Annotated in this window: 13 protein-coding genes; 5 read left to right on the top strand and 8 right to left on the bottom strand. The window is 65.3% G+C overall.

Going from position 1 to position 14,171, the window contains the following annotated elements:
- Positions 1-207: 207 nt before the first annotated feature.
- The 4 genes from QX094_RS28525 to QX094_RS28510 form a co-directional block, all read right to left on the bottom strand.
- Positions 208-465: a hypothetical protein gene (locus QX094_RS28525; protein WP_316184860.1), complete on the bottom strand. Its 258-nt coding sequence runs from the start codon at positions 463-465 to the stop codon at positions 208-210.
- Between the two features lie 903 nt (positions 466-1,368).
- On the bottom strand, positions 1,369-2,553 hold the full coding sequence (gene alr, locus QX094_RS28520) for an alanine racemase (protein ID WP_316170407.1): 1,185 nt from the start codon (positions 2,551-2,553) through the stop codon (positions 1,369-1,371).
- A gap of 45 nt (positions 2,554-2,598) precedes the next feature.
- Entirely contained in the window at positions 2,599-4,107 is a 1,509-nt protein-coding gene (locus tag QX094_RS28515) for a replicative DNA helicase (RefSeq protein WP_315712432.1), read from the bottom strand.
- A 641-nt stretch (positions 4,108-4,748) separates the two neighbouring features.
- Positions 4,749-5,999 carry a cyclopropane-fatty-acyl-phospholipid synthase family protein gene (locus QX094_RS28510; RefSeq protein WP_316164701.1) on the bottom strand — a complete coding sequence of 417 codons (1,251 nt, stop codon included), beginning with the start codon at positions 5,997-5,999 and terminating at the stop codon, positions 4,749-4,751.
- 421 nt (positions 6,000-6,420) lie between these two features.
- Between QX094_RS28510 and QX094_RS28505 the strand changes: the two genes are divergently transcribed.
- Entirely contained in the window at positions 6,421-7,197 is a 777-nt protein-coding gene (locus QX094_RS28505) for a hypothetical protein (protein ID WP_316184863.1), read from the top strand.
- 60 nt (positions 7,198-7,257) lie between these two features.
- On the opposite strand, the gene rplI is transcribed toward QX094_RS28505, so the two are convergent.
- From rplI to rpsF, 4 genes are all read right to left on the bottom strand, one after another.
- Entirely contained in the window at positions 7,258-7,851 is a 594-nt protein-coding gene (rplI, locus tag QX094_RS28500) for a 50S ribosomal protein L9 (protein ID WP_315826786.1), read from the bottom strand.
- A gap of 49 nt (positions 7,852-7,900) precedes the next feature.
- Positions 7,901-8,851: a hypothetical protein gene (locus QX094_RS28495; protein ID WP_316184864.1), complete on the bottom strand. Its 951-nt coding sequence runs from the start codon at positions 8,849-8,851 to the stop codon at positions 7,901-7,903.
- 132 nt (positions 8,852-8,983) lie between these two features.
- Positions 8,984-9,223, bottom strand: coding sequence for a 30S ribosomal protein S18 (gene rpsR / locus QX094_RS28490; protein WP_008963441.1), 240 nt, complete (start codon positions 9,221-9,223; stop codon positions 8,984-8,986).
- 5 nt (positions 9,224-9,228) lie between these two features.
- Positions 9,229-9,690 (bottom strand): 30S ribosomal protein S6, encoded by a 462-nt coding sequence (gene rpsF, locus QX094_RS28485; RefSeq protein ID WP_315712423.1) that lies wholly within the window; start codon positions 9,688-9,690, stop codon positions 9,229-9,231.
- Between the two features lie 371 nt (positions 9,691-10,061).
- On the opposite strand from rpsF, the gene fabD reads away from it, so the two are divergent.
- The 4 genes from fabD to fabF all read left to right on the top strand — a co-directional run bounded on the left by fabD (position 10,062) and on the right by fabF (position 13,957).
- Complete coding sequence (fabD, locus tag QX094_RS28480) at positions 10,062-11,021, top strand: ACP S-malonyltransferase (RefSeq protein WP_316184866.1); 960 nt, start codon at positions 10,062-10,064, stop codon at positions 11,019-11,021.
- 34 nt (positions 11,022-11,055) lie between these two features.
- A complete protein-coding gene (gene fabG / locus QX094_RS28475) occupies positions 11,056-11,793 on the top strand; it encodes a 3-oxoacyl-[acyl-carrier-protein] reductase (RefSeq protein WP_316184868.1) in 738 nt (245 codons plus the stop codon).
- A gap of 437 nt (positions 11,794-12,230) precedes the next feature.
- On the top strand, positions 12,231-12,470 hold the full coding sequence (locus tag QX094_RS28470; RefSeq protein ID WP_006610957.1) for an acyl carrier protein: 240 nt from the start codon (positions 12,231-12,233) through the stop codon (positions 12,468-12,470).
- A gap of 221 nt (positions 12,471-12,691) precedes the next feature.
- Entirely contained in the window at positions 12,692-13,957 is a 1,266-nt protein-coding gene (gene fabF / locus QX094_RS28465) for a beta-ketoacyl-ACP synthase II (RefSeq protein WP_315712404.1), read from the top strand.
- The last annotated feature ends 214 nt before the right edge of the window (positions 13,958-14,171 follow it).

Genomic DNA, 14,171 nt, shown 5'->3' with positions numbered 1-14,171 from the left:
TACAGTTCAGCACTGTCACCTTAATACCCATCCACCTGCTCATTGCGGGGACGTTGCCACTGCGTTCCAGCTGATTTCTTAATGATTGGATCATATCGATGATCCTGGTCCTCAGGCGGCGGTCATGCGTGGAGGTTAGGCATGAGTGACGATGTGCCTTGGTACGTAAGGCTCGTCATAGCCTGGTTGCCATTGATCATGTTCGTCTCAGCCGTTGTATGGAGCACGCGCCGGCTTCGGAGATCTCTGATGACCGACGACGGTCGCTCGCTGGTGCAGGTCGTCGGTGATCTGGCGGAGGAGATGAAGCGCGTGAATGATAGAAGATGGTAACCCGCCGCGCGGATCATCTGAGCCAGACTGACTGATATCGAAGGCAATCGTAGGGAAGAGCTCGGGTATGGCTAATGATGTGCCTTGGTATGTAAGCCTGATCGTCTCCTGGCTTCCCTTTTTCATGTTCATTGCCGCTATCCTATGGAGCTCACGGCAGCTTCGGAAATCGCTGACCACTAGCGATGGACGCTCGCTGGCACAGGTTGTTGACGATCTCGCGCGAGAGATGAAGCGGACGACCGAGATCGGTGACGAGGGGCGATCATAGGACTTGGCTCGCGTCTTGCTGTGCCCCCCATTCGGCGAGGCGCAGGAGCGATCGGCTGGACTAGAATCACCTGCGCCAAAGCACGATTTTCTCAGCAATCTCAACGCGAATCAGCCTGTCCAGTCCCTACCGCGAAAAATATTCGACTTTCGTTTTTCAGAAAATTATGCTTCACTCCCTCCGTCCCGCCTCGGCACGAGGGGCGTATCGCGATCGTCATGACACGCGGGGTGGGATGTGGTGGGCGCGTCGGGTCTCAGCATGGCTTGAGGTCGTGCGGACGAACGGCACGAGGCGCACGTTGAAAACGTATGGTCCTGGCATCCCGACGCTGATGCTACGCTGGCGGTGATGATCCGCCGGTCACGGGGGCAAGACAGCCGATCCCCGGGGAGAGTACGCATAAGACGTAAAGCCATCGCGCGGGGAATGCCGGTTGACCGGCTGAACCTGTGGTGACTGCCGCCTGCTTTTTTTCTGCAGGCGGGCCATGGGTGAGGCCTTCACCCGGCATTCCCTGCGCCCTCGTCTTTCGAAGAGGGTGGAAAAGAGATGCAAGCCTCGGGCGTTACATGCTGCGAGAACGATGGCTCATGTCAGTTCACCGTCATTGCGAGCGCAGCGACTTGTCCGCCGTAGCTCGAAGAGCGAAGGCGGAAGCAATCCAGGGTGGTGTGCGGGACTCGGGATTGCTTCGCTGCGCTCGCAATGACGATGTGGCAGCAGCTGTGTGCACGTCAGACAGAGAGCGTTGCTCCGCGCGATCAGCTTTCCGCGGCCGCCGCACCGCCCTTGTAGATGCGGTGATAGCGTCGGCCGAGATTGGTCAGGACTTCGTAGCCGATGGTGCCGAAATGATGCGCGAGCTCGTCGACCGTGATGCCCTCGCCGAGCAGCGTGGCGAAGTGGCCGCGGCGGGCGGCCTTCGGCGGCAGGTCGGTGACATCCACCGCGATCAGGTCCATCGAGATGCGCCCTGCGATCGGGCAGCGCTGGCCGGCGATGATGACGTCGGCGCCGCGGGTGCCGTCGTTGGAAGAGGCGGCGCGGAAGTAGCCGTCGGCATAGCCGGCGGAGAGGATCGCGATTTTCGTCGGCCGGCGCGCGCTCCAGGTGCCGCCATAGCCGACCGTGTCGCCGCGCGCGAGGTCGCGCAACTGCACGATGCGCGCCTTGATCTCGGCGACCGGCTGCATCGGATTGTCGGCCTCCGGCGTCGGATTGACGCCGTAGAGCGCCGCGCCGGGACGCACCATGTCGAACTGGAAGGCGGCACCGAGGAAGATGCCGGAGGAGGCGGCAAGCGCGGCGGGCACGCCGGTGAACACGCTGGCGACCTCGCGGAACGTCGCGAGCTGGCGCGCGTTCGACGGGCTGTTGATCTGCTCGGCGGAGGCCAGATGGCTCATCACCAGCGTGATGCCATGGTCGCCGCCCTGGATGCGCGGGATCATGCCCTGCGCATCGATCGGGCTGAGGCCGAGCCGGTTCATGCCGGTGTCGACATGGATGGCCGCGCCGCCCTTCCAGCCGGTGCGGCGGCAGAACATGTCCCATTCGGCGAGCTCGTTGAGGTCGCCGATGACAGGACGGCAGTTGATCGCCGCGTAGTCTTCGCCGGTGTTCTGGAAGAAGCCGTCGAGCACGTAGAGCGCGGCGCTGTCCGGCAGGGCGGCGCGGGCGACTTTTGCCTCCGCGAGCGTCGCGACGAAGAAGGTCTTGCAGCCGGCCGCGGCGAGCGTGCGCGCCACCTGGGGAATGCCGCAGCCATAGGCGTCGGCCTTGATCACCCCGGCGCATTCGGCCGGCACTGCGGTCTTTTCCAGTTTGCGCCAATTGGCGGCGAGCGCATCGAGATCGATGGTCAGCACGCCGGTGGCGCTGGCCGGGACAGCGTCGTCGACCGCCGAGACAGGTTGCTCGGCGGGTTTCTGTTCGGGAACACTCATGTGGCGCTTTTACGCGCCGCGGCGTCACGGTTCAACCGCGTCAGGTCAATAGTCGTGGTGCTGCGGCGGCAGGCCGTCATGGGCGAGGTCGCCGAAGCGGGTGACCGAGGCGTCGAAGTGCAGCTCGACCGTGCCGGTCGGACCGTGGCGCTGCTTGCCGATGATCACTTCGGCCTTGCCGAGCGCCAGATCCATTTCCATCTGCCACTTCTGGTGCTCCTCGGTGCCGGGACGCGGCTCCTTGGCGGCCAGATAGTACTCGCCGCGATACACGAACAGCACCACGTCGGCGTCCTGCTCGATCGAGCCGGATTCACGCAGGTCCGACAGTTGCGGCCGCTTGTCCTCGCGGTTTTCGACCTGGCGCGACAGCTGCGACAGCGCGATGATGGGAACGCTGAGCTCCTTGGCCAGCGCCTTCAGGCTGGTGGTGATCTCGGTGATTTCCTGGACGCGGTTGTCGTTGCCGCGCTTGCCCGAGCCCGACAGCAACTGGATGTAGTCGATCACCAGCAGGTCGAGGCCCTTCTGCCGCTTCAGGCGGCGGGCGCGGGCCATCACCTGCGCGATCGAGATGCCGCCGGTTTCGTCGACATAGAACGGCAGCGACTGCAGTTCGATCGAGCATTCGCGCAGCTTCTCGAAATCGGCCTCGGTGATGCCGCCACGGCGGATGTGGCTGGAGGGAATGCCAGAGCGCTCGGCGATGATACGGGTGGCGAGCTGCTCGCCGCTCATTTCGCAGGAGAAGAACCCGACCACGCCGCCCTGGGCGGCCCGATAGGTGCCGTCCGGCTGCAATTCGGGAACATAGGCCTGGGCGACGTTGTAGGCGATGTTGGTGGCGAGCGAGGTCTTGCCCATGCCGGGACGGCCGGCGAGGATGATCAAGTCCGAATGCTGCAGGCCGCCCATCTTGGCGTCGAGATCGCGCAGGCCGGTGGAGATACCGGACAGCTTGCCGTCGCGCTGGAAGGCCTTGGCGGCCATGTCGAGCGCGGTCGTCAGCGCCTGGGAGAATTTCTGGAACCCGCCGTCATAGCGGCCGGACTCCGCGAGCTCGTACAGCCGGCGCTCGGCGTCCTCGATCTGGTTGCGCGGCGCGAAGTCGACCGGCGCGTCATAGGCGACGTTGACCATGTCCTCGCCGATGCCGATCAGGTCGCGGCGCAACGACAGGTCGTAGATGGTGCGGCCATAGTCCTGGGCGTTGATGATCGTGGTCGCTTCGGCCGCGAGCCGTGCCAGATACTGCCCGACGGTCATGCCGCCGATGTCGACGTCGGCCGGCAGGAACGTCTTCAAGGTCACGGGCGTCGCGACCTTGCCCATCCGGATCAGGCTGGACGCGGTCTCGAACACGGTCTGGTGCAGCGGCTCGAAGAAATGCTTCGGCTCGAGGAAGTCCGACACGCGATAGAACGCGTCGTTGTTGACCAGGATCGCGCCGAGCAGACCCTGTTCCGCCTCGATGTTGTGAGGAGCGCTGCGATAGGCCGGCGTTGCTGCGTCAGCCGACGCCAGCTTGTGAACGTTCGAATCGGTAAGTGCCATGACCGCGTGTTTAGCAGCTTTGAAGGGGAGGGGATAAAGCGCCAGTCGCGCGCGAAGCGGAAGCGAAAGCTGAGCGCAATTCACCGTCTGGTAAATCTGGTGGATGAATCCGGACTCGCCAGATGCCGCGCTTGACGGAACCGACAGGACTCAACGCCGCGCGAGCGCGAGCGACACGCCGGTGCAATCAACCGGCGCGATCGTTCGACACGTCGGCGAGGCGGGAACGAGAGCCGGTACGGCAGGGCGTGCCAGGGCCGCGCGTGGATCCGCGCCCGGCGTCAGACCAGCAGCAGATAGAGGAGGGCGATCAGGGATGCTCCCACGCCCGCGGCGATCAGCGCGTAGTCGGTGCTGAAGTCGGTCTGGGGTTCCAACATGGCTCTGGCGGGGCTCGGGGACATGCGAGGACACTACGGCCGGGCTTCCCCAGGGTCTGTGAGCCAGTTCACAGACCGCACGATTTGTTTGAAAATTTGAGTCGGATGGGCATGATCTCGCGGTTGGGATGCAAGGCGTCCATCGAGCATCTCAGAATTGAAGTCGAGACCGGCGCGGCGCAGCCGAGGGAATGCGGCCGTCCGTCTCTGCAGGACCATTGCACTGGCGCCGCCCTCCGTTGTCGTCGCGGGCCGCGCGCGCTACTCACCCGCCATCTGCAGCGCCGGGCGGCTGCCGCGCTCGCGCGCCCGCAGCCGCGTCTCCTCACGGTGGACGTAGTCGCGCGTCATCGGCACGACGCCCTGGCGCTTCGTCAGCTGGATCTGGACATTCATCAGGTTCTGCTTGCGGAACCCCATTTCCGCGGCCGCCAGGTAGAACTCCCACATCCGCGCGAAGCGCTCGTCATAGAGCTGCACGGCCTCGTCGCGCCGGGCCATGAAGCGTTCGCGCCACGCCTTCAGGGTCTCCGCGTAGTGCAGGCGCAGGATCTCGATGTCGCAGACGAGGAGCCCGGCGCGCTCGATCGCCGGCAGAACCTCCGAGAGGGCTGGGACGTAGCCGCCGGGGAAGATGTATTTGGCGATCCAGGGATTGGTCGCATCAGGGCCCACGGAGCGTGCGATCGAATGCAGCAGCATGACGCCGTCGTCCGCGAGCAGCTCGGCGCTGCGGCGAAAGAAGGAGTCGTAGAAGGCGACCCCGACATGCTCGAACATGCCGACCGAGACGATGCGATCGAACGTGCCGGGCACGTCGCGATAATCCTGCAGCAGGAAGCGGGCGGAGGCGGAGAGGTGCCGTTCGGCCGCGCGGGCCTCGGCAACCTGCAACTGCTCGGCCGACAAGGTCACGCCGGTCACGTCGGCATCACACATCTCGGCCAGGTAAAGTCCAAGCCCGCCCCAGCCGCAGCCGATGTCGAGGACGCGATGGCGGCGGCCGATCAGCAGCTTGGCCGCGAGATGACGTTTCTTGGCGAGCTGGGCATCGTCCAGCGTCGCGTCCGGCGTCTCGAAATAGGCGCAGGAATATTGCCGGTCGGCATCGAGGAACAGCGAATACAGCCGCCCATCGAGATCGTAATGATGGGCGACGTTGCGGCGCGCGCGTGCCCGGATATTGAGCTGGCGCAGGTGCCGGATCAGATAGCGCAGCCACCATTGCGGCCTGGCCCAGTCGGGCACCACGGCCGGCTGGCTCATCACGATCGACAGCAGGTCCGCGATCGTTCCTCGTTCGACCACGAACGAGCCGTCCATATAGACCTCGCCGAGCGCGAGCTCGGGGTTGGCCAGAATCCGGCGCTCGGCTTCACGAGTCAGAAATCGTGCCGCCACGGGGACGCCGGTTCCATCCCCGCAGCTGAACGACGTGCCGCTGGCGGTCGTAAAGCTGATCGAGCCACGGCGAATGAAGCTACTCAACAGACTTCGCAGCAAACGGTCCATCCACACCACCCAACGAGCTATTCCCGTGAGTTGCTGACTTTCCCGGCCGTCGCACTCGACGCGTTGAGAACCGATTGGTTCCCTATCATCACGTTGTTATGTTACCCGGCGGGCACAAGCCGACGCCACTGCCATGAACACAACGCCGATATTCCGAACCGTCATTGATCGATGGACATCTCGGCGCAGGAACATCTGTGCGCTTTCATTCGCTCCGCAATCCGTTAAAAAGGCCGCGGCCGCCGGCCTTTGGCCGGTGTCCGGCATCTGACCGCCGGACGAGGTCTGAAGGGATCGCCGTCGAAGGCGTGGAGCGACCGCAACGTCCGCTGTCACGTTCGGCTGATAGCGAGAGGAAACACGGCAGCGGATGTCGCGCGGGGCGGCGCCGTGTGGGCGAAACCATAGCTGGAGAATGAGAATGGTGGGCCGAGCGCTCAATTTGGCGACGGTGGTGGCGGTGTTCTGCATGGGCTTTGCGGGAGCCGCCGTTGCGCAGGAAAATCTCGATGCGGGCAAGAGTCCTGCGCAGATCTACAACGGGACCTGCGTGGTCTGCCACAAGTCGCCGCGCGGCCTGGCCAAGAACACCTCGGCCGGCTCGCTGCCCGGGTTTCTGCGCCAGCATTACACGACGAGCCCCGAGATGGCCGGCGTGCTCGCCAACTACCTGATTGCGAACGGCGCTGCGGATGCGCGATCGACGGGCCACTCCGGCAAGGAGACGCGGTCCGAGCGCCGCGCCCGGTCGGCCGCCACCGAGCCGTCCGAGGCGAAACCGGCCGCCGCGGATGCTGCTGCGAGCCCAGGCGAGCCGCGCCGCCGTTCGGGTCATCACTCCAAGCGCTCCGCGCCGGCCGAGGCGAAGCCCGACGCGGCATCAGATCCAGCCGCTGCGCCGGCCGACGGCGAGGGCAGCGCGCCCGCGAAGAAAGGCCGGCTCGGCAAGCGCAAGAAGCCGGCCCAGGAGGGCTCGGCTGCCGAGGAGACGCGTGGCGAGCCGACCGGCGCGACCCGGCCGTCGGCGTCGCGAGAGGACAGCGCTGCCGGCTCCGAGCCGCCGCGGGTCGAGCCGGCAAGATCGAGCGAGGCCGCGCCGGCGCTGCGGGCCGATCCGGTCCCACCGGTGACGCCGGCGCCGGCCACGACCCAGTCGGTGCCGTCGGATCCCTCGGTTCCGTCCTCGCCCTCGCGCTGAGACGACAATGAAAAAGCCCGGCTCGGGGAGCCGGGCTTTTCCGCAAATGGGCTGGCGCGCTTACTGCTGCGCAGGCTCGCCGGCAGCGCCCTCGTCCTGGGCCTCCGGATCGAAGAACTCGCCGGCGGCCGCGATCGCTTCGGCGGCGGCGTCGCGGTCCTCCTGGCGGGTCGAGATGTCCTCGCCGCGCTTGATGCGCTCGGCCTCGTCGGCGCTGCGGGCGACCGTCACGGTCACCGAGGTCTCGACCTCCGGGTGGATTGCGATGGTGATCGTCTGCTTGCCGATCGTCTTGATCGGGGCGTCGAGCCAGACCTGCGGCCGGCTCACGGTGATGCCGTCGGCGGCGAGGGCGGCGACGATGTCGCGCACCGAGACCGAGCCGAACAGCTGGCCGGATTCGGAGGCCTGGCGGATGATGACGATGTCGCGGCCGTCGATCTTCTCGGCGACCTTGGCCGCCTCGCCCTTGGCCTTGATGTTGTTGGCCTCGAGCTCGGCCTTCATGCCCTCATACTTGGCCTTGTTCTCGGCGGTGGCCCGCAGCGCCTTCTTGCGCTTCAGCAGGAAGTTGCGGGCGAACCCGTCCTTGACCTTCACGATCTCGCCCATCTGGCCGAGCTTGGCGACACGTTCCAGCAGAATGACTTCCATCGATGTTCTCCTTGTGATGTTCGGAAGCGGTTGGTGTGAGATTGAACTTTTACGGCACCGGCAAAGGCGGCGGCTGCCGCGGGCCGTAACGGTGACGGAGGTCGAAGGCGGCGTCGGCGAGGCCGAGGACGATCATCGCCAGCATGGGGATCGGCCAGATGAAGGTCAGCATCAGCGCGTAGGCGAGACCGAGCCAAAGCGGCCGGGTGCGCAGCGGCAAGGTCAGCGTATGCAGGACCGCGAAGCCGGTGAGCGCATAGGCGGTCAGCAGCGCTGCGGCGGCGATTCGCGCCAGCATGCCGATCAGCCCGCCCGGGAAGCAGAACGCGATGATCGCAAACAGCGCCGGCAGCGTCATCAGCGGCAGCTTGGTGTCGCGCAGGCGCGGCCATGGGCGCATCAGCCGGCCGGAGATCGCCGTGATCTTTGCGGCCGCCAGGACGTTGAGCGACAGGATCGTGGTCATGATCACCGCGGCCATCGGCGGCGCCATGAACACCAGGATCTCGACCAGCCGGGGAATGTCGACCGCGTCGGTCGACGTGACGGTATTGCTGAGCACGCGCGACAGCAGCCGCCTGAGACCCTGATTGGTGGCCGTCATGTCGGTGCCGAAGGAGAACGCGGCAATCAGCGCTGCGATCACCGCGATCCACAGCAGGATGTTGCCGGGCGGATACCATTCGATGCCATCCTGGCCGGACGGGCTGGTCGTCGGACGGCCGAGCAGGACGAGGTGGCCGAGCCACCAGGCCGGCAGCGTCACGGAGGCGGCAAAGGCGAGAGCGCGATCGAAGCCGAAGATGGCCAGCACGCAAGCGGTTGCTACGAGACCGCCGATGACGGCGCAAAGCCGGCCCCAGGCGATTGCAGCGACGAGCAGCGGCACGGGCGCGAGCAGCGCAAGCACGAGCGCCGTCATCACGCCCGATCCGGTCGAGGCGAACATGACGGCGGAGGCCGCGCCTGCCGCGAGCGCGATGAGAAGCGTTCCGATCATCAGCTGTCCCGCTCCCTTCGAGCGGTTAGAGGCGCCTTCGCCCCAACCATCGGCGACCGGACGACCCGGAAGCCTTATGAGAATTCAACGGAAGGAGCCGGCGGCGCGGGGCCGCCGGTCCGAGGTCCGCAATCAGCGGATGACGTAAGGCAGCAGGCCGAGGAAGCGGGCGCGCTTGATGGCGCGCGCGAGTTCGCGCTGCTTCTTGGCGGACACGGCCGTGATGCGGCTCGGCACGATCTTGCCGCGCTCGGAGACGTAGCGCATCAGCAGCTTGGAGTCCTTGTAGTCGATCTTCGGCGCGTTCGGCCCGGAGAACGGGCAGGTCTTGCGGCGGCGGAAGAACGGGCGACGTGCGGGGGCTTCAGCCATTGATCTTACTCCTCGTCCGCAGTTTCTTCGTCACGGGGCCGGCGCGGGCCGCGATCGCCACGGTCACCGCGATCGCCACGGAAGCCGCCGCCATCGCGCTCACCACGGAAGCCACCGCCGCGGTCGTCGCGCTCACGGTCGCGATCGGCCTTGCGCATCATCGCCGACGGGCCTTCCTCGAGCTCGTCGACGCGGACGCTGAGGTAGCGGATCACGTCTTCGCTGATCCGCTCCTGGCGCTCGATCTCGGCGATCGCCGCGGACGGAGCGTCGATGTTGAGCAGCACGAAGTGGGCCTTGCGGTTCTTGTTCATGCGGTAGGTGAGGGAGCGAACGCCCCAATTCTCGGACTTCGTGACCTTACCGCCGAGACCTTCGACGATACCGGTCATCTGAGCCGTCAGTTCTTCCACCTGCTGGGTGCTCGCGTCCTGACGCGCGAGGAATACATGCTCGTAAAGCGGCATGGCTGTCCTTTCCAAGTTGGCGCAAATCCCGGCGTCAAGCCCTTCGAGACCTTGTGGAAAGGACTCGCAGACGTCAGCTCAGAAGGCGGGAACACGGGACGACGGGCCGACTGGCCCTGCCACATCAAAGTCGCCTGGACAGCTTGGAGAGGTTAAATCCCCAAGGTTGAGCAAGGTGATTTGCTGGGACCGTCCGTTCAGCTCCCGGCTCGGGATCCACGGATGGCGCGCCTTATACCGATTTTCGGGGCCAAGGCAAGGGAAAGTGGTCGAATTGCGCCCGTCACGTGCTTGACATCACAGGGCCGGCCAGTGTCTTTCCGGCCAAAGTTACTCAATTCCAGGGATTTTGGAACGTTCAGGGGGCGGCCATGACGGCAGCATTCACTTTTCCGGGGCAGGGGTCCCAGGCCGTCGGCATGGGCAAGGCGCTCGCGGACTCCTTCCCGGTGGCTCGTTCGGTGTTCGAGGAGGTCGATGCCGCCCTCGGTGAGAAGCTGACGACCATCATTTGGGAAGGTCCGGCCGAGACCCTGCAGCTGACCGAAAATGCCCAACCCGCTCTGATGGCGGTCTCGATGGCAACCTTGCGGGTGCTGGAAACCGAAGCCGGATTCTCGGTCGGACGCGACGCCGCCTTTGTCGCAGGTCACTCATTGGGCGAATACTCGGCGCTGGCCGCCGCCGGCAGCCTGACGATTGCGGATACTGCCCGCCTGCTGCGCACCCGTGGGCTTGCCATGCAGAAGGCCGTTCCGGTGGGCGTCGGCGCCATGGCCGCGCTGCTGGGGATGGATTATGAGGCGGCTGTAGCGGTCGCCGAAGAGGCGGCCCAGGGCGAGGTCTGCCAGGCCGCCAACGACAATGGCGGCGGCCAGGTGGTGGTGTCCGGCAACAAGGCCGCCGTCGATCGCGCCGTCGAGATCGCCCGCGCCAAGGGCGCGAAGCGCGCCATGCTGCTGCCGGTCTCCGCGCCGTTCCACTGCAAGCTGATGCAGCCGGCGGGGGACGTCATGGCGGAGGCGCTGTCCAAGGTCACGATCAAGGCTCCGGCCTCGCCCCTGGTCTCGAACGTACTCGCGGCGCCGATCAGCGATCCCAACGAGATTCGCCGTCGCCTGGTCGAGCAGGTCACGGGTACGGTGCGCTGGCGCGAATCGATCGCATATATGGCGGGCCAGGGCGTGACACGGTTCTTCGAGATCGGCGCCGGCAAGGTGCTCAGCGGCCTGGTCAAGCGGATCGCGGATGGTGCGGTCGGCGTCGCCGTCGGCGGCCCGTCGGATATCGTGGCCGCGAAGGATGCGCTGGCCGCGGCAAAAACGTCGTAAGTGGCCGCTTGGAAGCGGCATTGAGGAGAGTTGGATGTTCGATCTGAGTGGCAGGACCGCGCTGGTGACCGGCGCGACCGGCGGCATCGGCAACGCGATCGCGAAGGCCTTGCATGCCCAGGGGGCGACCGTTGCCGTTTCCGGCACCCGGCGCGAGGTGCTCGAGACCCTCGCCGGCGAGCTGTGCAGCCGTGTGCATGTGCTGCCTTGCAACCTGTCCGACGCGGCCGAGGTCGAGGCGCTGGTGCCGGCCGCCGAGCAGGCGATGGGGCAGGTCGACATTCTCGTCGCCAACGCCGGCATCACCCGCGACAACCTGTTCGTGCAGCTCCGCGACGAGGATTGGGACGAGGTGATCAAGGTCAACCTGACCGCGACATTCCGTCTCTCGCGTGCCGCCACCAAGCTGATGATGCGCAAGCGCTTCGGCCGCATCATCGCGATCACCTCGATCGTCGGCGTCACCGGCAATCCGGGGCAGGGCAATTACACGGCGTCCAAGGCCGGCATCATCGGCATGATCAAGACGCTCGGCGCCGAATATGCCAAACGCGGCGTGACCGCCAACTGCATCGCACCCGGCTTCATCAAGACACCGATGACCGACGCTCTGAACGAGAAGCAGCGCGAGTCGATCCTCGCCAAGGTGCCGGCGGCGCGGTTGGGCACGCCGGAGGACATTGCTGCAGCTGCGGTGTACCTCGCCTCCAACGAGGCGGCGTATGTCACGGGGCAGACCATCCACGTCAATGGCGGCATGGCCATGATCTAGGCTCTGCCGTGGCTCGGAATGCGGCGAAAAGACGTCGCGACCACTATACCGGGCCGTGTGGTCAATGATTCGCGTGTATGGTAACCGGGCAGCTGATCGGGGCACGAAGAACGCCATTGCAGGATTTCCAAACCCTGTATATTGGCGGGGCGAGCTGCCATCGTTCGCCGGGCCTCCGTCGGCTGGTGCTGCTGATCCGGGTTCCTGTTTGAGCGCTCTGGATCGGAGGCGTACCGGCCTCATGGAGAGTGTGGATTGGAGTTTGTGAGTGGCCCCGTTTCCGAAGTTTTCGGACCGCAAGTCGTCCGCCAAATTTCGGTAAAGGGGCGCTGCGGGGCAAATCTGGTTTTGCGCGATCGCGAAGGAAGTTTAGCGGCCGGGGTGATGCGGATCATCCGGGGGTCGGGTCTTAAAGGAACAAGCACGAGGTTTGAACGATGAGTGAGATTGGCGAGCGGGTTAAGAAGATCGTGGTCGAACACCTTGGTGTCGAGCCCGAGAAAGTGGTCGACAACGCGAGCTTCATTGACGACCTCGGTGCTGACAGCCTCGATACGGTCGAGCTCGTCATGGCCTTCGAGGAAGAGTTCGGTTGCGAGATTCCGGACGATGCCGCGGAGACGATCCTGACCGTCGGCGACGCCACCAAGTTCCTCGAGAAGAACGCCAAGAGCTGACGCTCCGGCGAGAGTTGCGCGAAACCGGCCGATCCGTCTTGTGCGGTCGACCGGTTTCTTGCTGTTGGCGGCGTCGTGATGAGCCGTCATCTGGCGGCTGGCGATGGACGATTCGGACGCGCTGCCCGGCCAGAACATGTTACTCGAACAATTGACCCGAGGTGCGGCGACGGCCGTCAGCCGATGCACAAGCGCTCAAGGTCGGGTCTGGAGAAACGAACATGAGGCGGGTTGTCGTCACTGGCCTTGGCATGGTTTCGCCGCTTGGCTGTGGTGTGGAAACGACCTGGCAGCGCATCCTTCAGGGAAAGAGCGGTGCGCGCTTGATCGAGTCGTTCGAGGTCTCCGATCTTCCCGCCAAGGTGGCCTGTCAGGTGCCGCGCGGCGATGGCTCCGACGGCACCTTCAATGCCGACCAGTGGATGGAGCCGAAGGACCAGCGCAAGGTCGACGATTTCATCATTTTCGCGATGGCTGCGGCGCGTCAGGCGCTCGATGACGCCAACTGGCATCCTGCGACGGAAGAGGACCGCTGTGCCACCGGCACGCTGATCGGGTCCGGCATCGGGGGCCTCTCGGGCATTGCTGACACTGCGATCCTCCTGAAGGAGCGTGGTCCGCGCAAAGTGTCGCCCTTCTTCATTCCCGGACGTCTGATCAATCTCGCCTCGGGCTATGTCTCGATCGAGCACGGGCTCAAGGGTCCCAATCATTCGGTCGTCACCGCCTGCTCGACCGGCGCGCATGCGATCGGCGACGCCAGCCGCCTGATCGCGCTCGGCGATGCCGATGTCATGGTCGCCGGCGGCACCGAATCGCCGATTTGCCGAATTGGCATGGCCGGGTTCTGCGCGGCGCGCGCGCTGTCGACCGGATTCAACGAGACGCCCGAGCGCGCGTCGCGCCCTTACGACAAGGACCGCGACGGCTTCGTGATGGGCGAGGGCGCCGGCGTGGTCGTGCTCGAGGAGTATGAGCACGCCAAGGCACGTGGCGCGCGGATCTACGCCGAGGTCTCCGGCTACGGACTCTCCGGAGATGCCTATCACATCACCTCGCCATCTCCGGACGGCGACGGCGGTTTTCGCAGCATGAGTGCGGCGCTGAAGCGCGCCGGTATCACGGCCGCCGACCTCGACTACATCAACGCGCACGGCACCTCGACTCAAGTCGGCGACGAGATCGAACTCGGCGCGGTCGAGCGCTTGCTTGGCAATGCCGCTTCGAAGATCTCGATGTCGTCGACCAAATCGTCGATCGGACATCTGCTCGGCGCGGCCGGCGCCGTCGAAGCCATCTTCAGCATTCTCGCGATTCGGGATAACATCGCGCCGCCGACGATCAATCTGGAGAACCCGTCGGTGGAAACCGCGATCGATCTCGTGCCGCATGCACCTCGCAAACGCGAGATCAACGTGGCACTGTCGAACTCGTTTGGTTTCGGCGGCACCAACGCGTCGGTGGTTTTACGGCGCGTGGTGACCTAGTGCGGAAGGACGGATGCCGCTCGGGCCGATTGTCGCTTGGTCACGCGGATATCCGACTGCAGCCACACTAGAACCCAAGACTTCGCGTGTCTTTCGCAGGTCGGCCTTCGGCGCCGATGCGGTAAGTGGATGCGCATGGCGGTGAGGCCCGGCGAAAACACCTTTTCGCCGTATTCGATGACGAGATGACGAATCGTTAAATGGGCGTGGACTT

Source organism: Bradyrhizobium sp. SZCCHNS1050 (genome assembly GCF_032484785.1).
Taxonomy (GTDB): Bacteria; Pseudomonadota; Alphaproteobacteria; order Rhizobiales; family Xanthobacteraceae; genus Bradyrhizobium.
This window is presented reverse-complemented; position numbering and strand designations above follow the sequence as displayed.